17 protein-coding genes are annotated in these 17,574 nt (G+C 70.2%); 10 read left to right on the top strand and 7 right to left on the bottom strand.

Annotated elements, in window-relative coordinates:
• Positions 1-90 precede the first annotated feature (90 nt).
• A complete protein-coding gene (locus OHU89_RS25575) occupies positions 91-1,071 on the top strand; it encodes an NAD(P)H-quinone oxidoreductase (RefSeq protein WP_405646106.1) in 981 nt (326 codons plus the stop codon).
• A 32-nt stretch (positions 1,072-1,103) separates the two neighbouring features.
• Here OHU89_RS25575 and OHU89_RS25580 read toward each other — a convergent pair whose 3' ends face one another.
• Complete coding sequence (locus OHU89_RS25580; protein ID WP_405646108.1) at positions 1,104-1,862, bottom strand: hypothetical protein; 759 nt, start codon at positions 1,860-1,862, stop codon at positions 1,104-1,106.
• Between the two features lie 78 nt (positions 1,863-1,940).
• Between OHU89_RS25580 and OHU89_RS25585 the strand changes: the two genes are divergently transcribed.
• A complete protein-coding gene (locus OHU89_RS25585; RefSeq protein WP_266889971.1) occupies positions 1,941-2,492 on the top strand; it encodes a PadR family transcriptional regulator in 552 nt (183 codons plus the stop codon).
• Positions 2,493-2,578: 86 nt separating this feature from the next.
• Positions 2,579-3,115 (top strand): bacterial proteasome activator family protein, encoded by a 537-nt coding sequence (locus tag OHU89_RS25590; RefSeq protein WP_405646110.1) that lies wholly within the window; start codon positions 2,579-2,581, stop codon positions 3,113-3,115.
• Between the two features lie 67 nt (positions 3,116-3,182).
• On the opposite strand, the gene OHU89_RS25595 is transcribed toward OHU89_RS25590, so the two are convergent.
• The 3 genes from OHU89_RS25595 to pdhA are packed head-to-tail and all read right to left on the bottom strand — an operon-like array spanning position 3,183 to position 6,760.
• Positions 3,183-4,589 carry a dihydrolipoamide acetyltransferase family protein gene (locus OHU89_RS25595; RefSeq protein ID WP_405646112.1) on the bottom strand — a complete coding sequence of 469 codons (1,407 nt, stop codon included), beginning with the start codon at positions 4,587-4,589 and terminating at the stop codon, positions 3,183-3,185.
• A 10-nt stretch (positions 4,590-4,599) separates the two neighbouring features.
• Entirely contained in the window at positions 4,600-5,580 is a 981-nt protein-coding gene (locus OHU89_RS25600) for an alpha-ketoacid dehydrogenase subunit beta (RefSeq protein ID WP_266889966.1), read from the bottom strand.
• A 1-nt stretch (position 5,581) separates the two neighbouring features.
• Positions 5,582-6,760 (bottom strand): pyruvate dehydrogenase (acetyl-transferring) E1 component subunit alpha, encoded by a 1,179-nt coding sequence (gene pdhA / locus OHU89_RS25605; protein WP_266889965.1) that lies wholly within the window; start codon positions 6,758-6,760, stop codon positions 5,582-5,584.
• A gap of 345 nt (positions 6,761-7,105) precedes the next feature.
• On the opposite strand from pdhA, the gene OHU89_RS25610 reads away from it, so the two are divergent.
• From OHU89_RS25610 to OHU89_RS25620, 3 genes are all read left to right on the top strand, one after another.
• A complete protein-coding gene (locus OHU89_RS25610; RefSeq protein ID WP_405646114.1) occupies positions 7,106-7,771 on the top strand; it encodes a response regulator in 666 nt (221 codons plus the stop codon).
• 81 nt (positions 7,772-7,852) lie between these two features.
• The gene (locus OHU89_RS25615; RefSeq protein ID WP_405646116.1) at positions 7,853-8,275 is read left to right on the top strand and encodes a pyridoxamine 5'-phosphate oxidase family protein; all 423 of its coding nucleotides are present in this window, start codon (positions 7,853-7,855) and stop codon (positions 8,273-8,275) included.
• Between the two features lie 92 nt (positions 8,276-8,367).
• Positions 8,368-9,429: a phosphotransferase gene (locus tag OHU89_RS25620; protein WP_405646118.1), complete on the top strand. Its 1,062-nt coding sequence runs from the start codon at positions 8,368-8,370 to the stop codon at positions 9,427-9,429.
• A gap of 76 nt (positions 9,430-9,505) precedes the next feature.
• Here the strand turns inward: OHU89_RS25620 and OHU89_RS25625 are convergent, their stop codons facing one another.
• Positions 9,506-11,071, bottom strand: a complete 1,566-nt coding sequence (locus OHU89_RS25625) for a protein kinase domain-containing protein (RefSeq protein WP_405646120.1) — start codon at positions 11,069-11,071, stop codon at positions 9,506-9,508.
• A 336-nt stretch (positions 11,072-11,407) separates the two neighbouring features.
• On the opposite strand from OHU89_RS25625, the gene OHU89_RS25630 reads away from it, so the two are divergent.
• A complete protein-coding gene (locus OHU89_RS25630) occupies positions 11,408-13,030 on the top strand; it encodes a protein kinase domain-containing protein (protein WP_266889955.1) in 1,623 nt (540 codons plus the stop codon).
• Positions 13,031-13,141: 111 nt separating this feature from the next.
• Positions 13,142-13,561 (top strand): hypothetical protein, encoded by a 420-nt coding sequence (locus OHU89_RS25635; RefSeq protein WP_405646122.1) that lies wholly within the window; start codon positions 13,142-13,144, stop codon positions 13,559-13,561.
• Positions 13,562-13,612: 51 nt separating this feature from the next.
• Here OHU89_RS25635 and OHU89_RS25640 read toward each other — a convergent pair whose 3' ends face one another.
• Both OHU89_RS25640 and OHU89_RS25645 read right to left on the bottom strand, forming a co-directional pair.
• Entirely contained in the window at positions 13,613-14,110 is a 498-nt protein-coding gene (locus OHU89_RS25640; RefSeq protein WP_405646124.1) for a contact-dependent growth inhibition system immunity protein, read from the bottom strand.
• Between the two features lie 212 nt (positions 14,111-14,322).
• On the bottom strand, positions 14,323-16,539 hold the full coding sequence (locus OHU89_RS25645; RefSeq protein WP_405646126.1) for an RNase A-like domain-containing protein: 2,217 nt from the start codon (positions 16,537-16,539) through the stop codon (positions 14,323-14,325).
• Between the two features lie 53 nt (positions 16,540-16,592).
• Between OHU89_RS25645 and OHU89_RS25650 the strand changes: the two genes are divergently transcribed.
• Together OHU89_RS25650 and OHU89_RS25655 are read left to right on the top strand one after the other, a co-directional pair.
• The gene (locus OHU89_RS25650) at positions 16,593-17,114 is read left to right on the top strand and encodes a hypothetical protein (RefSeq protein ID WP_405646127.1); all 522 of its coding nucleotides are present in this window, start codon (positions 16,593-16,595) and stop codon (positions 17,112-17,114) included.
• Entirely contained in the window at positions 17,111-17,572 is a 462-nt protein-coding gene (locus OHU89_RS25655; RefSeq protein ID WP_405646129.1) for a GNAT family N-acetyltransferase, read from the top strand. The genes OHU89_RS25650 and OHU89_RS25655 overlap by 4 nt, the downstream gene beginning before the upstream one ends.
• The last annotated feature ends 2 nt before the right edge of the window (positions 17,573-17,574 follow it).

Consider the following 17,574-nt stretch of genomic DNA (forward strand, 5'->3'; position numbering starts at 1 on the left):
TTTCCGAGCGGATCCGCCCAATTACCGGGGACCGCTCCGTCCGACGACCGAGGGGACTGCGACCGGGGACGGAGGAGTAGCGTCCCCCTCATGCGTGCGATCACGATTCCCGAACCTGGTGGGCCCGAGGCGCTGGTGTGGGACGAGGCCCCCGATCCGGTGCCCGGCGAGGGCGAGGTGCTGGTCGAGGTGGTGGCCAGTGCCGTCAACCGGGCCGACATCCTGCAGCGCCAGGGCTTCTACGACCCGCCGCCCGGCGCCTCCCCCCACCCCGGCCTGGAGTGCTCGGGCCGCATCATTGAAACCGGACCCGGTGTCTCCGGCTGGGCGGTGGGCGACGAGGTGTGCGCGCTGCTGTCGGGCGGCGGCTACGCCGAGAAGGTCGTCGTGCCGGCCGGTCAGCTGCTGCCCGTGCCCAAGGGCGTCGACCTGCGACACGCCGCCGCGCTGCCCGAGGTGACCTGCACGGTCTGGTCGAACGTCTTCATGATCTCCCACCTCCGCCCCGGCGAGACGCTGCTCGTGCACGGCGGCTCCAGCGGCATCGGCACGATGGCGATCCAGCTGGCGAAGGCCGTCGGTGCGAAGGTCGCGGTCACGGCGGGCACGAAGGAGAAGCTGGACCACTGTGCCGAGCTCGGCGCGGACATCCTGGTCAACTACCGGGAGCAGGACTTCGTTGCCGAGGTGAAGCAGGCGACCGGCGGTGCCGGAGCCGACGTGATCCTCGACAACATGGGGGCGAAGTACCTCGACCGCAACGTCCAGACGCTCGCCGTCAACGGGCGCCTCGCGATCATCGGCATGCAGGGCGGCATCAAGGGCGAACTGAATATCGCGGCGCTCCTGGGCAAGCGCGCCGCCATCAGCGCGACATCGCTGCGCGCCCGTCCGCCGGCCGAGAAGACGGCGATCGTTGCGGCGGTACGGGAACACGTCTGGCCGTTGCTGGACGGGGGCCACGTCCGTCCCGTGGTGGACCGCGAGATCCCGATGAGCGACGCGGCGGCGGCGCACCGGGTGGTGGAGGAGAGCGGGCACGTGGGAAAGGTGCTGCTGGTCGTGGAGTAGGGGTACGCCGGGCAGGGCGGGCCGCAGGGCCCTCAACCCCGTCGCACCCGCAGGCCGACGAACGCGAGTCCCAGACCGAGCCCGATCAGGACCAGACCGCTGCCGAGCGGCAGGATCCGCAGTACGGGCTCGGTGGGGCTCTCGGCACGGGTGACGGCCTCCCGCACGGGCCGCTGCGGTGGCGGGGAGGCGTTCGGTACGGCTTCCCGCGACGGCTCCGGTACGACGCCGGCGTCACCGTCGGCGGGCTGCTCGGCCTCGCTCTCGCTCCCGACGCCCGCACCCGCGTCCTCCTCGCCGGTCTCCGCAGTCTCCGCTGCCTCCCGCCGCCCCGGCCGATCCCGCCCCTCACCCGCCCGGCTCCCGGCCCGGGAAGGCTCGGCCGAGGGGGATGCGGTGCCTTTGGCGCGCGGGGCGGGCCGGGCGCCGTGCAGTGCCGGTCCGGACCGGGCGACCTCCGCCTTCGGCGCCATCCCGCTGTCCGGTACCGCCGACGTGGTCGCACCGTCCTGCGGCGCCGAAGCGGTCGCGCTGCCTCGCACGCCGGGTACGGCCTGGCTGCCCGGCACCGCCGGTGCCGAGGGGACGTCTCGCATCTCCGGGCCGGCCGCATCGCCTCGCACCCACCCCGGGGACTCGGCCCGCCGGTCCGCCGCGGCCCCGCCCTCCTGCGCCCCGCGTACCGTCTCGGCGCCGTACGACGTCACCGCCCCGCACGGAACCGCGACCACTCCCGCCCCCAGGGCGATCGCCAGTCCCGTAGTGCGCACTGTGCGCAGCCATCGCGTCACGGGACCAGCGTCACACCGGGCCGGGCTTCCGGCATTCTGGGCGCCGCCGAAGTGCCGAAACGGCCGCACAATCCGGGTATGTCGATACGACACGGACTGCTGGCGCTCCTGGCACGCGGCCCCCGCTACGGTTCGCGGCTGCGGACCGAGTTCGAGGCGCGTACGGGCGGGACCTGGCCGCTCAACATCGGGCAGGTGTACACGACGCTCGGCCGGCTGGAGCGGGACGGGCTGGTCGTGCAGGACGGCGTGGACGAGGCGGGGCGGGTGCTGTACGCGCTCACGGACGCGGGGCGGGCCGAGCTGCGGGCCTGGTTCTCGCGGCCCGTGGAGCGGGGGATTCCGCAGCGCGACGAGCTGGCCATCAAGCTGGTGATGGCGGTGGGTGTGGCCGGTGCCGATGTCCGGGAGGTCGTCGAGGCCCAGCGGCGGCATGTCTCGCGGGCGCTGCACAGTCATCTGCGGCAGCGGGCCGACGCCCTCGCACGGGCGCCCGAGCACCCCGACGAGGTGGCCCGGCTGCTGGTGCTGGAGCAGCTCGTCTGCCACACGGAGGCCGAGCTGCGCTGGCTGGATCACTGTGAGGTGCGTCTGCTGCGGCTCACCCAGGCCCGCGAGAGCGGCGAGTGACGGAAACTTCCGCACCGTAAACGGTGGATCACCCTCCATGGGGGGCACCTCAGTGATGAGGTGAACCGGTGCGAGAGAATGGCGGCATGGAGATGCCGAGGAACGAACGGTCGCCCGAGCAACCCCAGATCCTGGTCGTGGGCCAGGACGGAATGGCGCTCGGCGGCACCGGGGACGAGGACTCCCGCGAGATTCCGGTGACGGAGATGGTGGAGCAGCCCGCCAAGGTCATGCGGATCGGCAGCATGATCAAGCAGCTTCTGGAGGAAGTGCGAGCGGCTCCCCTGGACGAGGCGAGCCGGGTCCGGCTCAAGGAGATCCACCGCAGCTCGGTGAAGGAGCTGGAGGACGGTCTGGCTCCTGAGCTGGTCGAGGAGCTGGAGCGGCTCTCCCTGCCCTTCACGGACGGGGCGACCCCGAGCGACGCCGAACTGCGGATCGCGCAGGCCCAGTTGGTCGGCTGGCTGGAGGGTCTCTTCCACGGGATCCAGACCACCCTGTTCGCCCAGCAGATGGCCGCGCGGGCGCAGTTGGAGCAGATGCGGCGGGCCCTGCCGCCCGGCGTCGGCCACGACGGCGAGGACGGCCACACGGCCGGCCGTTCGGGCGGGCCCTACCTGTAAACCACGTAAACGAAGGGGCCGGCGAAGAACGCCGGCCCCTTCACTCATGCCTCACGGCACTCATGCCTCACGCCCAGGTGATCAGCCGCTTCGGCTGCTCCAGGATGGCCGCCACGTCCGCCAGCACCTTGGAGCCCAGCTCCCCGTCCACCAGCCGGTGGTCGAAGGAGAGCGCCAGGGTGGTCACCTGACGCGGCTTCACCTTGCCCTTGTGGACCCACGGCTGGAGCTTGATCGAGCCGACCGCGAGGATCGCGGACTCGCCGGGGTTGAGGATCGGCGTACCGGTGTCGACGCCGAAGACGCCGACGTTGGTGATGGTGACGGTGCCGCCCTGCATGGCGGCGGGCGAGGTTTTCCCGTCCTTCGCCGTCACCACCAGCTCACCCAGCGCCTGCGCCAGCTGCGGCAGCGTCTTGGCGTGCGCGTCCTTGATGTTCGGCACGATCAGACCGCGCGGAGTGGCCGCGGCGATGCCCAGGTTCACGTAGTGCTTCTGCACGATCTCCTGGTTCGCCTCGTCCCAGGACGCGTTGACGTCCGGGTTCCGCTTGATGGCGACCAGCAGGGCCTTGGCGATCAGCAGCAGCGGGTTCACCCGCAGACCCTGCAGCTCCTTGTCCTGTTTGAGCTCCTCGACCAGCTTCATCGTCCGGGTCACGTCGACGGTCACGAACTCCGTGACATGCGGCGCGGTGAACGCCGAGCCGACCATCGCCGCAGCTGTCGCCTTGCGGACGCCCTTGACCGGGATACGGGTCTCCCGTGCCGTGTCGTACGTCGGTACGGGCGCGGGCGCCTGGGTGGGGGCCGCGGTGGGCGCCGGGGTCTCGACGACCGCCGGCTCCGGGGCCGCCGCCGCGTGGACGTCCTCGCGGGTGATGATGCCGTCGGGGCCGGACGGGACGATCGTCGTCAGGTCGACGCCGAGGTCCTTGGCCAGCTTGCGCACCGGCGGCTTGGCCAGCGGGCGCTCCTTGAGCGCCGCCACCGGTGCCCCATGGCCGTTCAGCTCGGTCTGGATCACGACCGAGGTCTCCTGGACCGGCGCGGGCTCCTGGACCGGGACCTGGGGGCCCTTGCGGGGGCGCCGCTTGGTCGAGGACACGGCGACGCCGTACCCGACGAGCACCGGCTGACGTCCCTCGGGCTTCTTCTCGGGCTCGGACTCGGGCTCGGCAGCGGGTGCCGGTGCCTCGACGGGAGCCGTCCCGCCCGACACGTCCACCGCGATGATCGACGTGCCCACGTCGACCGTGGTGCCCTCGGGGAAGTGGAGCTCCCGGACGACACCGTCGTAGGGGATGGGCAGTTCGACGGCCGCCTTGGCGGTCTCGACCTCGCACACCACCTGGCCGTCGGTGACCTCGTCACCGGGCTTGACGTACCACTTGAGGATCTCGGCCTCGGTGAGGCCCTCGCCCACGTCCGGCATCTTGAACTCGCGTACGGACGCTTCCGTCATCGTCGTCACGACCCTCTCCTCAGTACGCCAGGGCACGGTCGACGGCGTCGAGTACCCGGTCCAGGCCCGGCAGGTACTCCTCTTCCAGGCGGGCCGGCGGGTAGGGGGCGTGGTAGCCGCCGACCCGGAGCACCGGGGCCTCCAGGTGGTAGAAGCAGCGCTCCGTGATCCGCGCCGCGATCTCCGCGCCCGAGCCGAAGAACACCGGTGCCTCGTGGACGACGATCAGACGCCGGGTCTTCTCGACCGAGGCCTGGATGGAGTCGAAGTCCAGCGGGGACACCGAGCGCAGGTCGAGAACCTCGAGGTTCCTGCCCTCCTCGGCGGCCGCGTCGGCGACCTCCCGGCAGAGCTTCACCATCGGGCCGTAGGCGACCAGGGTGAGGTCGGTGCCCTCGCGGACCACCTGTGCCTTGTGCAGCGGGCCGGGGATGGCTTCGGTGTTGACCTCGCCCTTGTCCCAGTAGCGTCGCTTGGGCTCGAAGAAGATCACCGGGTCGTCGCTCTGGATGGCCTGCTGCATCATCCAGTACGCGTCGAACGGGTTGGAGGGGCTGACGACCTTGAGGCCCGCCACGTGCGCGAAGAGCGCCTCGGGGGACTCCGAGTGGTGCTCGACCGCGCCGATGCCACCGCCGTAGGGAATGCGCACGACGACGGGGAGCTTGACCTTGCCCAGCGAGCGGGCGTGCATCTTCGCGAGCTGCGTGACGATCTGGTCGTAGGCCGGGAAGACGAACCCGTCGAACTGGATCTCCACCACCGGGCGGTAGCCGCGCAGCGCGAGGCCGATCGCGGTGCCGACGATGCCCGACTCGGCGAGCGGGGTGTCGATGACACGCTCCTCACCGAAGTCCTTCTGCAGCCCGTCCGTCACCCGGAACACACCGCCGAGCTTGCCGACGTCCTCGCCCATGATGAGGACCTTGGGGTCCGTCTCCAGGGCGCGGCGCAGCGATTCGTTGATCGCCTTCGCCAGAGCCAACTTTTCGGCTGCCATGTCAGACCCCCTCTTCCTCTGCGAACGACGCCTGGTAGGCGGCGAACTGGGCGCGCTCCTCGTCGACGAGCGCGTGTCCGTCCGCGTACGCGTGCTCGAAGATGGCGAAGTGGTCCGGGTCCGGCATGGCGCGGACCGCTTCGCGTACTCGCTTGCCCAACGCCTCGCTCTCGGCCTCGAGTTCCGCGAAGAATCCGTCGTCCGTGTGGTTTGAGGCCTCCAGGTACCGGCGAAGGCGCAGGATCGGGTCCTTCGCCTCCCAGGCCACGCGCTCCTCGTCGGCCCGGTACTTGGTCGGGTCGTCGGAGGTGGTGTGGGCGCCCATCCGGTAGGTGTACGCCTCGACCAGCGTCGGGCCCTCGCCGTTGCGGGCGCGCTCCAGGGCCCACTTGGTGACCGCGAGGCAGGCCAGCACGTCGTTGCCGTCCACGCGCACGCCCGGGAAGCCGAAGCCCTGGGCGCGCTGGTAGAGCGGCACCCGGGTCTGCTTCTCGGTGGGCTCGGAGATCGCCCACTGGTTGTTCTGGCAGAAGAACACGACCGGGGCGTTGTAGACCGCGGAGAAGGTGAAGGACTCGGCCACGTCGCCCTGGCTGCTAGCGCCGTCGCCGAAGTAGGCGATGACCGCGCTGTCCGCGCCGTCCTTGGCGATGCCCATCGCGTAGCCGGTGGCGTGCAGGGTCTGGGAGCCGATGACGATCGTGTAGAGCTGGAAGTTGTTGGTGTTGGGGTCCCAGCCGCCGTTGTTCACGCCGCGGAACATGCCCAGCAGGTTGGTCGGGTCGACCCCGCGGCACCAGGCGACGCCGTGCTCGCGGTAGGTCGGGAAGACGTAGTCGTCCTCGCGGGTGGCTCGTCCGGAGCCGATCTGGGCGGCCTCCTGGCCGAGCAGTGAGGCCCACAGGCCCAGCTCGCCCTGGCGCTGCAGGGAGGTGGCCTCGGCGTCGAAGCGGCGGGTGAGCACCATGTCGCGGTACAGACCGCGGAGCTCTTCGGGGGTGATACCGGCGACGTACTTGTCGTACGTGGCGTCCTTGACGCGCTTGCCTTCGGGCGTCAGCAACTGCACGAGCTCGGGCTCGGTGCCCGACTGCTTCTTGGCGGTCGTGCGCTTGCCGGCCGTGCTCTTGGTACTGGCGCTGCGTCGCGATGTGCGCGCGGCAGTGCTCTCCACGGTCACGTGTGCTCCTCCGTCGGTCCGGCTACCCGGGTTCGCCGGGCGCCAGTGCGGCTCACCTGAAGCCCTACGGACGCACGGGGTGGGTGCGGCCCGGTCGGGAACAGGCGTGACAGGTGCCCCGGCGAGCGCCCTGCACGATGCACGTTACCCAGTGCCTCACATTTCTGTGAAACCCCTCCTGACCTGCGATTTTGCTTGGATTTCCAAGTAAATCGTGAAAGTCGGGAACAACTCCTGGTCACAGCCTTGCAGGGGGCCGGAACAACGGCACGTTAACCCGGTGACCCAGGTCACGGGAAGAGGCTGCCTGGAGCGAGGTCTCAGAGGTCGTGTGACACTGACCTCGTGCGCGAAGAAGGAAAAATCCGGGTATTTCTCCTCGACGACCACGAGGTCGTCCGGCGGGGTGTCCATGAGCCGCTCTCGGTGGAGGGCGACATCGAGGTGGTCGGCGAGGCCGGTACGGCCGCCGACGCACTGGTCCGGATCCCGGCCACCCGGCCCGACGTGGCCGTCCTCGACGTACGGCTCCCGGACGGCAGCGGGGTGGAGGTCTGCCGGGAGATCCGGTCCGGGGACGAGAACATCAAGTGCCTGATGCTGACGTCGTTCGCCGACGACGAGGCCCTCTTCGACGCGATCATGGCGGGCGCCTCGGGATATGTCCTGAAGGCCATCCGGGGCAACGAACTCCTGGCGGCCGTACGTGATGTCGCCGCCGGCAAGTCCCTCCTCGATCCGGTGGCCACCGCGCGCGTGCTGGAACGGCTGCGGGACGGCGGCAGCGCCAAGAGCGACGACCGGCTCGCGCACCTCACCGACCAGGAGCGCAGGATCCTCGACCTGATCGGCGAGGGGCTCACCAATCGCGCGATCGGCGAGCGGCTGCACCTGGCCGAGAAGACGATCAAGAACTATGTATCGAGTCTGCTTTCCAAACTCGGTATGGAGCGTCGCTCGCAGGCGGCGGCGTTCGTGGCGCGGATGCAGGTCGAGCAGGAGCGTCGCTGAGGACCGCGGCGGGCGTGTCGCGGGCGTATTAGGGACCAAAGACCCCTGCCCCGAGAGGCATGTACGGCCGACATTGGTCGTATGCCCTCCGACGAACAGCTCGCCGTCGATCTGCTCGCCCGCACCGACTACGGCCGCGTGGCCACCAGCATGCGCGCCCTGCCCTTCCTCGCCTTCGCCCGGCACGTCGTGGACGACGGGCGGGTCCTGCTGCGGCTGCCCAGGAGCTGCGGCTACCACCGGGCGTGCGTCGGCGGGGTCGTCGCGTACGGCGCGGACAACCTGAGCTCGGCCCAGCCGGGCGAAGGGCTGTGGTCCGTCCAGGTCGTGGGCGGGTGCACGGCGTACGAGCCGACGGCCGCGGAGCTCGAGCGGTTCGGGCCGGCGCCCCGGTTCGTGGACGGTGAGCCCTATGAGCCCGTCTATCTGCGCGTCGAGCCGCAGTTCGGCACGGTCCACTCGACCGACGGCGCCCTGGAAAGTCACTTCGCGCACATACCGTGACCGAAAGCGACTGTCTGTGACAACGCCCAGCTCACAGGCCCGGATCGTGCCCTAGCATCTGGCGCGTGCCGCGCCCTTGTGTACCACCCCCCATGCCTCACGCGCCCCCGTTGCGGGCCCTCCTCAGCCAGTACGCCGCCGGTTCCGCCGTCACCTGCGAACCCGTCGACCAGGGGCTGCTGAACCGCGGCTACCGGCTGCGCACGACCCGCGGCCACTACTTCCTCAAGCACCACTTCGACCCCGAGACCGCCGACCCGGCCGCCATCGCCCGCCAGCACCGCGCCACCGAGCGGCTGGCGGTTCTGGGCGTCCCGGTCGCCCCGCCCCTGCCCGACCGCGACGGCCGCACGGTCGCGGTCGTCGGCGGCCACTCCTACGCCCTCCACCCATGGATCGAGGGTCGCCACCGCCACGGGGGCCAGCTGACGCCGGAGCAGTGCGGACGGCTGGGGGCGCTGCTCGGGGTGGTGCACGCGAGTCTGGAGCGGGTGATGCCGGTGCAGGGGCGAGTGCCGGGCGTGCGCAGTGAGGCGTGCGCCGGGCCTCAGGACCGCACGCCCGCGCCTGACGCAGACCCCCGCGCCGGGAGCGCCGACCCCGCCGACACCTGCGCCCTCATCGACGACCTCCTCACCCGCGTACGCCGGCACCGTCCCGCCGACTCCTTCGACGAGCTGGCCCGGCACCGGCTCCTGGAGCGGCGGGCACTGCTGGAGCGGCACGCGGATCGGCGGCCGCCGCGGGGCGGGTGCGTGGGGTGGGTGCACGGGGACTTCCACCCCTTCAACCTGCTCTACAAGGGGGACGCCCCGGCCGCGATCGTCGACTGGGACCGGCTGGGCGTGCAGCCCCGCGCGGAGGAGGCCGTACGCGCCGCCGCGATCTTCTTCGTACGGCCCGCGGGGGCGCTCGACCTGCCGAAGGTGCGGGCGTACGCGCGCGCGTACCGGCGTACGGCGGGCGCCAGGCCCTCGGAGCTGACGGCGGCCGTCCACCGGGTCTGGTGGGAGCGCCTCAACGACTTCTGGATGCTGCGCTGGCACTACGAACGCGGCGACACCCGCGCGGACCCCCAGTTCCCGGCGGCTTCGGCGCTGGTCGTGTGGTGGACGCGGGAGTACGAGGCGGTGTGCGAGGCCTTCGCCGACTGAGTCGCCCGTCCGGAAAAACGCCACGCGCGCGTGCGGTCCGTTTCCGGTCCGTACGCGCGCGTGGCGGTGTGCTCCGTCAGGTGCCGTCCTCTTCGCCACCGGTGTCGCCGCCGGTGTCGCCGCCGCTCGTGTCGGTCGGCTGTGCGGTGTCCGTGGGCTGTGCGGTGTCGGTCGGCTCGTCCGTCGGCTCCGCGGTCGTCGGCTCGCCCGTCGGCTCCGTGGCCGTCTCCGTGGGGGTCGGCGAGGGCGTGTACGACGGGGTCGAAGTCGGAGACCAGGACGAACCGGTGCTCACGGAGCCGTCGTCGGTCTGTGTGTCGGTCGCCTCGTCCGTCGGCTCGTCGCTCGGGGACTCGCTGGTCGTCTCCGAGGGCGTCGTGGAGGTGGTCGGCTTCTGGGTGGTGTCGTCCCCGCTGCCGTTCCCGCCGCCGCCGTTCAGCGCCAGCGCGACACCTGCCGCTATGGCGACCACCGCGAGGACGGCGAGGATCCACAGCTTGCCGCGTCCGCTGCCCCGGTTGCCGTGTCCCTCGAAGCCACCGTCGTCCCCGCCGCCGTAGCCGCCGGGCAGGATCGGCTGCGGGATCTGCGTGGTGCCGGAGGCGTCGCCCTGATGCTGCATGACGGTGGTGCCGGCGAAGCCGCCCGAGGGGGTGTGCCGGCCGTCGTGCATCGCGACCGGCCCGGTGTTCCAGGTGCCGGTGTGACCGCCCTGCTCGTACAGCATCTGCAGCCCGTACTGGATGAGTCCGCGCATCTCCTCGGCCGTCTGGAACCGGTCGTCCGGCTCCTTGGCGAGCGAGCGCATGACCAGGCCGTCGAGCTCCGGAGGCGTGGCGTCGGAGACCTCGGACGGAGGCGTCGGGATGTCCTGGACGTGCTGGTAGACGACGGACAGCGGGGTCTCACCGGTGAACGGCGGCCGCAGCGCGAGGAGTTCGTAGAGGAGGCAGCCCGTCGCGTACAGGTCGGAGCGGTGGTCCACCGCCTTGCCGAGCGCCTGCTCGGGCGACAGGTACTGAGGGGTGCCCATGACCATGCCGGTCTGCGTCATCGTCGACTGGGCGCCGTGCAGCGCGCGGGCGATGCCGAAGTCCATCACCTTCACGGCGCCGCCGTGGGTGATGATGACGTTGGCCGGCTTGATGTCCCGGTGCACGATGCCGTGCTGGTGCGAGTAGGCGAGCGCCTCCAGGACACCGGAGACGATGATCAGCGCCTGCTCGGGCCCCGGGGCCTCGGCGTTGATCAACAGGTCCCGGATCGTCCGGCCCTCGACGATCTCCATGACGATGTACGGAACGGCATGGCCGTTCACGAAGTCCTCGCCGGAGTCGTACACCGCGACGATCGCGTGGTGGTTGAGGCCGGCCACCGACTGGGCCTCGCGGGTGAAGCGGGCCTTGGAGACCGGGTCCTCGGCGAGGTCGGAGCGCAGCAGTTTGACCGCCACGGTGCGGCCGAGACGTACGTCCTCGGCGGCGAACACCTCGGCCATGCCGCCCCGGCCGAGTCTGTGTGTCAGTCGATATCGGCCGTCGCCGACCAGTCCGCCGTTGCCCCACATCTCCGGCGCGTCTGACATCCCGCCGCCAGTCGCCTCGGGGTCGGACGGGCCCTGAGCGCGCTGCTGCTGTGCCATCGGTCCTCGCCGTCGTTTCTGCCCGCGGTGCGCGCGGTGTTGTTACGGTCTCCGTCGGCCACGCTACAGCCTCCGCGCAAGCCTCCGGTCCGGGATGAGCCCGGGGGCCGGTCCGAGACGGACCGGCCATCAAAGCGGTAGCACGCGCTGTCGTGCAAATTCTGTGTACCGGCGGTACGCCACCTGTAACGCTTCCGCGACGCTTCTTTCGCGTACGGTCACGGAACGGGCACCCGGCTTGACCTGTCAGTGCCGTGGGGCAGACTTGGCCGGGAATGAGCCATTCGATCAACGACAGTCGGGCCGGCGCCTGATGGCCGATGGGGGACGCGGAACATGAGCCAGGACGGCGCACACGGCCGGTATGCGGGGCGGGCGATCGCCAACAACCGCTATCAGCTGCGCGACTTGCTCGGTGAGGGTGGCATGGCCTCGGTGCACCTCGCGCACGACACCGTGCTCGACCGCCCCGTCGCCATCAAGACCCTCCATACCGAACTGGGCCGGGAACAGGCCTTCCGCGAGCGCTTCCGCCGCGAGGCCCAGGCCGTGGCCAAGCTCACGCACACCAATATCGTCTCGGTCTTCGACACCGGCGAGGACAACCTCGACGGGATGACGATGCCGTACATCGTCATGGAGTACGTCGAGGGCCGGCCGCTCGGCTCGGTGCTCGACGAGGACGTACGGCACCACGGCGCGATGCCCGCCGACAAGGCGCTCAAGATCACCGCGGATGTGCTGGCGGCGCTGGAGATCAGCCACGAGATGGGCCTGGTCCACCGCGACATCAAGCCCGGCAACGTGATGATGACCAAGCGCGGCGTCGTCAAGGTCATGGACTTCGGCATCGCGCGCGCCATGCAGTCGGGTGTCACGTCGATGACGCAGACCGGCATGGTGGTTGGCACCCCCCAGTACCTCTCCCCCGAGCAGGCGCTGGGCCGCGGCGTGGACGCGCGCTCCGACCTCTACTCGGTCGGCATCATGCTGTTCCAACTGGTCACCGGGCGGCTGCCGTTCGACGCGGACTCGCCGCTGGCGATCGCGTACGCGCATGTGCAGGAAGAGCCGGTGGCCGCGTCGCAGATCAACCGCTCGCTGCCGCCCGCGGTGGACGCGCTGATCGCCCGCGCCCTGAAGAAGAACCCGAACGAGCGCTTCCCGAGCGCCGAGGCCATGCGCACCGAGTGCCTGCGGGTGGCGGCGTCCTTCCAGGCGGCCGCGCCGAGCATCGTCCCCGGCGCGCAGACGTCGAGCGGGGCGGGCGTGGGCTCGGCGGTGTTCCCGCCGGTGGACCAGGGGACTCCGGCGCCGACGGGGCCGGTCCAGACGCCGTACCAGCCGACGCCGAACCCCTACGGCACCCCGCCGCCCTCGACTCCTTCCCCGGCGTACGGATATCCGCAGCAGGGCGGGTACCAGACCCCCACGCCGGCGCCGAACGCGTACGCCTCGACTCCGCCGCCGTACAACATCACCCCGCAGCAGGCACCGCCCTCGGGCGGCGGCCGCAGGAGCAACAAGCCGGTCATCCTCGGCTCGATCATCGTGTCCGTCGTGGCGGTCGGCGGCCTGATCGCGGCGCTGACGCTGAACGGGGGCGGGACGGATGACGACGCCGGCGGCGACACCACGCCGACCACCTCGTCGACGCCGTCGGGATACCGGACCGGCGACGCGAACCGGACGGTCGAGACGACCGAGTGCACCGAGCCGCAGGAGTCGAACAACGACCCCGACCAGGTGCAGATGCCGGACTTCGCGTTCAAGAACTGGGACTCGGTCAAGCTCTGCCTGCAGGCGGCGGGTTGGTCCTACGACGACAACGACTACGCCGAGAACACGTACGGCCAGGGCACGATCATGAACCAGTTCCCCAAGGCCGGGACCGACTTCGATCCGAAGAACGCGCCGGACATGCAGTTCGACGTCTCGACGGGCGTCTCGGCCGGCTAGCCGACGGCCTGTTACCCCCGTCACAGGAACGTCGATCACGGGGGTGGCATGGCCATGTCCCTCGTAGGATCCCGCCTGCAAGACAGTCGATCTTGGACACAGGGGGAACCCTTGAAGAAGAACCTCAACAGAATCCTCGCGGTGGGCGCCGCGGCCCTGGGCGCGTTCGCCTTCTCCGTGAGTCCGGCGGCCGCCGGCGGCGTCGCCGAGTCGATCTCCGGGGCCCAGGGCACCGGGGACTTCTACTACTCGAGCAAGACCGTCGCCAACAAGATCTACCTCACGGTGACCGACACCGCCCCCGACGGACACCACGTCCGTATCCGGGCGCAGTCCCTCACCCCGGAGCGCGTGGTGACCAGCTACGCCTGGCGCTCGGTCACCGCCGGCTACGGGCACTCCGACACCTGGGTGACGTCCCTGACGGACACCCGTGGCATCTGGGCGATGCGCATCCAGGTCTGCGTCTACGAGAAGGACGACCAGCTGGGCTGCGACGAGTCGGACTGGGACGGCAACACCTACTACTGAGCCGGCCGGCGGGCCGGCCCTGACGTGGGGTCGGCCCGATCCGCGTTCTCCTCACCGGCCGGATCCCGAACCGAGCCTGGTCCGGACGGCTTCGAGCCACCGGCGCAGTGTCAGGTCCTGCGGAGGGAGAACCTCGATACCCAGGGCATCCGTCGCCCGCTCGAGTTCCTGGTCGGAGGCGACGACGGTCAGGAGCTCGGTGATCTCGCCGACGGACTGCCGGACGTCATCCGGATCGGACTCGTCGCGGTAGTCGTCGACGGCCTCTTCCGGAGAGGCGTGGAAATCGAGGCAGCGTTGATTGAGATAGGCCCCGAAGAACTGACTCAGGGCAGGAAATCGCTCATTCCATTCCCACCGGTTCTGCGGGTTCATCCGTGGAACCAGGGAAGGGTTCTGAAGAGCCCGGTGGATATGATTCCTCGAAATGCGAAGACAGTCCTCCACGCTCATTCCCGTCGGCGGCTGGATCTCCGGCATCCCATCGATGTCCTCGGCGACCTCCTCCGAGAACAGCCCGACGGACAGCAGGTCGTCAAGCTGCTGCACGGCCACCGCACCGCGCCCGGGACGGCGGGCCACGATCCTCAGATAGGACGCCAGACCGGGGCCGGGGGCTTCGGGAGTGTCGGTGAACGCGAAACCGGTGTCTGCGTAGGCTTCCAGGAGTTCGCCGATTTCGTAGAACCGCTGCCCCGGCGGCGAGGATTCATTCACAAGTGGCTCCCATCAAGGCATCAAGGCATCAAGGCATCAAGGCATCAAGGCTGAGGATAAGAGGTCAGAACACGGTACCCAGAGGGGGATGACGGATCACCCTTGAGAACGACCTGCGTCCTGTGCACCCAGCTTGTCGGTTCTCCGTGAGTGAAGTTGTACCGCGTCAGATGGAGGCCGGTCGGATCGCTGAACTCGGCATCCAGTTCCAGCCTTCCCTTCGCTCCCTTGGCCAGCCAGTCAGAGATCTTTCGCTGATTCCGGGGGACAGCCAGGGTCTCGTCCGTGAAATGCTGTGCCGCGCCTTCGTCGACGTAGCGGGAGTCCGCTTTGAGGCGCGGATTCTCCCGCAGGCGATTGCGCATCCCGTCGATCGTCTTGTCCACGTGCCGATCGATGGTGTGCGATCCGTTCTTCCCCTCGTCCCCCTTGACGTCGGCACGATGCTGCGGTTTCGTCCGTCCCTTCCGCTTGCTCCTGGGCCATGCGTTCGAGTCCTGACCCGAGCCGTGCGGTCCCCCGGTGGCGCCCTGCCCCATCAGCGCGAGGCCCGCCACCCCCAGGGCACCCGCCTGAACGGCGGCCACCGAAGCGGCTTCTCCGACCAGGACCCCACCTGTGACAAGGGCGAGGCCCCCCGGCGGGAACAGCATGATCAGGGCGGCGAGCGAGAGCATCGTCAGGGCGATGCCCGCGTACAGTTCGAGGTTTTCCAGGGCTGCCAGCAGCATCGCGAGGGCGTCGGTGGGACGGCCGTCGAGCGGGACATCGCCGTGGAAGTGGGAGATGAGCAGCAGCCCGCCGAAGAGCGCGGCTCCGGTCGCGGCCCACAGGCGCAACCGCACCAGAGCGAGAGCTTCTCCGAGGGACTGCTTCCTGGTCGTATGCCAGGCTCGGAGCAGCAATGCCAGCTGGATCAGCGTCCAGACGACAGCCGCGACGCCGAACCACAGCAGAACGCGCGGCCCGTTGCCGGTGGTGAAGTGCCTCTGCAGGTCTTTGGTGGCCGTGAAGGAGCCGACCCCGAGAAAGACCAGTGACGGCAGCATCAGGATCAGCGGGATCACGAGCAGCGGCCAACGCCGGCGCCAAGGGTGCGGTGGCCGGGCCGACTTGAGCCAGGCCCGGATGCGGGCGGCGTCCCGGGTTCCCTCCCGCTCGACCGCGTCCATACGGCTCACGGTGTCCGTGACTGCCTTGTACAGCACGTCGATCCGCTCCGGAGGCACCCGCCCGGCGGCGTACAGAAGGGCCCTGCGCAGCCGGGCGAACCGCAGGGCGATCAGGGCGGTCCAGGGAACGCACCACATGCCGAACCCGGTCAGTGCCGTCAGCCCCGTACGACCGGCTCGCTCCGCCTCGAGAAGGACTGCGGGCATGGCCCGCTTGCCGCGGCGTACGTGCGCGCAGTCGACCGCCATGGCGATGACGAGACAGACCAGGGGCGCCCACCCCACCGCGCCATCGGCACCCTTGAGCAGCGAATCGGCCCAGTCCTGCGTGTGAGTACCGCGCTGCCCGCCGTAGTTGACCAGGGCGTGGTGGCCGATCGCGTACGCCACGGGCAGCAGTCCGAGCGCACGGCGCGGACCGCGTCCGCGCAGCAGCAGGCCGACGCCGAACGCGCCCGTCGCCCCCCAGGCGAGATGCAGGTTCGTGCTCAGACTCGGCTGGGTGAAGCTCATGTCGAGAACGCCGAGCGAAGCCGGCAGCCAAGTGCCCAGCACCGTCCCCGGACCGGGTATGTAGGTGGACGTCAGGCTGAACCCGCCCGACAGCATCCAGCCGTCGCCGCTGGGCAGGGGGAACGCCCGCTGAGCGTCCAGCATGTGCCCGAGCAGCACCTCGAACAGTCCGAGACCGGCACCGGTCGCCGCACCGAGCACGACGAAGTCGGCGAGCCCCAGCTGGGAGCGGATCTTCAGGTTGATCCCGGCGAGCAGCAGCGGTGCCAGCTTGGCGAGTTCCTCGACGATCGGTACGACGGTGTACGTGCCGTCGCCCATGGCGTCCCGCAGGGACTGACCGGGCTGGGAGACCAGGGCATGCGCGTAGGCGTACTCGATGAGTGCGGCGACGACTCCACTGCCGTACACGCCGACCGCCACGGTCAGCAGCACGGTCGACAGTTTCAGCGACCTGGTCGGCGAAGCCAGCAGAGTCAGCTGCAGAACGCCGTAGACAGCCGCAGCGGCCATGACGAACACCACGCGGAGCCCCCGAACCATCGCCTGCTTGCGGACCCATGCTTTCAGCGGCATCAGTGCATGGCCGGGGGGTGGCGCGGGGGAACGGTGAAGGTGATCATTGCCGTATGGCCGATCTTCGAACAGACGCGCACATACCGGCAGCCGTGGACGTCTCCGGGCTGCTGGAGCTCGCCGACACTCATCACGCCCGTGCCGTGCGGCCGTTGGGGACGCACGAGGTCGCCGGGCACCTGGTGAAGGCGTATGCGATCGAGGCGCCCGGACGGGAGGTCAAGGGCGCGGACGCCGGGCTGGCGATCGCCGGGGCGCACCTCGCCACCGCCGGTCTGCGTGGCTCTCTCGGGGCCGCCGTGCTGCTGGTGCACGCCGGTGGGGACGGGGACTACGTGCTCGTGCACACGTGGATCGAGGGGGACATGTCCGACCTCGCCGTCTTCGTCGGGCCCGTCGGTGAGCCGGAGGGGCTGCGGCCGGGGCGGCAGGGGCTGGCTCCCTGTGTGTGGGAGGCGGCCGTGTTCGCGTACGAGCGGGATGTCTGGGTGCGCCATGTGCTGGACGGGGACGGGGAGATCGGTGCACGGCTCGCCGCCTGGTCCGCGGATGTGCTGGAGGGGGAGGTCCGGTGAGCGGCGGTCCCGTCGTGCGGCGGGTGCGGTCCGAGGAGCTGGCGGACGTCGTCGCGCTGATCACCGAGCACGCCGTGTACGAGAAGGCCGAGCCGCCCGCCCCCGGGCTCGAAGAGCGGTTGCGGTCCCTGCTGTTCGGGAGCCCCGAGCCGCGGTTGCGGTGTCTCGTCGCGGAGTTGGACGGGACCGTCGTCGGATACGCCACCTGTTCCGCCGAGGTGTCCACCTGGGACGGCGCCGAGTACCTCCACATGGACTGTCTGTTCCTGCGCGACGGGCACCGCGGGCTCGGCATCGGGGAGTCGCTCATGACTGCCGTACGGGACGAGGCGCGGGCCCTCGGGCTCGGACAGGTGCAGTGGCAGACGCCTGCGTGGAACGAGGGGGCCATTCGGTTCTACGACCGGATCGGCGCCGTCTCGAAGGAGAAGCTGCGGTTCTTTCTGCCGGTCGGCTGAAT

It is taken from the genome of Streptomyces sp. NBC_00019 (assembly GCF_045041015.1).
Lineage (GTDB): Bacteria > Actinomycetota > Actinomycetes > Streptomycetales > Streptomycetaceae > Streptomyces.

Bases quoted from the DNA above. Each gene is read 5' to 3' on its own strand.
- OHU89_RS25625 (WP_405646120.1), bottom strand. From the start codon at position 11,071: ATGGCACAGCAGCAGCGCGCTCAGGGCCCGTCCGACCCCGAGGCGACT.
- OHU89_RS25575 (WP_405646106.1), top strand. From the start codon at position 91: ATGCGTGCGATCACGATTCCCGAACCTGGTGGGCCCGAGGCGCTGGTG.
- OHU89_RS25615 (WP_405646116.1), top strand. From the start codon at position 7,853: ATGCCCTCCGACGAACAGCTCGCCGTCGATCTGCTCGCCCGCACCGAC.
- OHU89_RS25590 (WP_405646110.1), top strand. From the start codon at position 2,579: ATGGAGATGCCGAGGAACGAACGGTCGCCCGAGCAACCCCAGATCCTG.
- OHU89_RS25600 (WP_266889966.1), bottom strand. From the start codon at position 5,580: ATGGCAGCCGAAAAGTTGGCTCTGGCGAAGGCGATCAACGAATCGCTG.
- OHU89_RS25630 (WP_266889955.1), top strand. From the start codon at position 11,408: ATGAGCCAGGACGGCGCACACGGCCGGTATGCGGGGCGGGCGATCGCC.
- OHU89_RS25620 (WP_405646118.1), top strand. From the start codon at position 8,368: ATGCCTCACGCGCCCCCGTTGCGGGCCCTCCTCAGCCAGTACGCCGCC.
- OHU89_RS25650 (WP_405646127.1), top strand. From the start codon at position 16,593: ATGGCCGATCTTCGAACAGACGCGCACATACCGGCAGCCGTGGACGTC.
- OHU89_RS25645 (WP_405646126.1), bottom strand. From the start codon at position 16,539: ATGCCGCTGAAAGCATGGGTCCGCAAGCAGGCGATGGTTCGGGGGCTC.
- OHU89_RS25585 (WP_266889971.1), top strand. From the start codon at position 1,941: ATGTCGATACGACACGGACTGCTGGCGCTCCTGGCACGCGGCCCCCGC.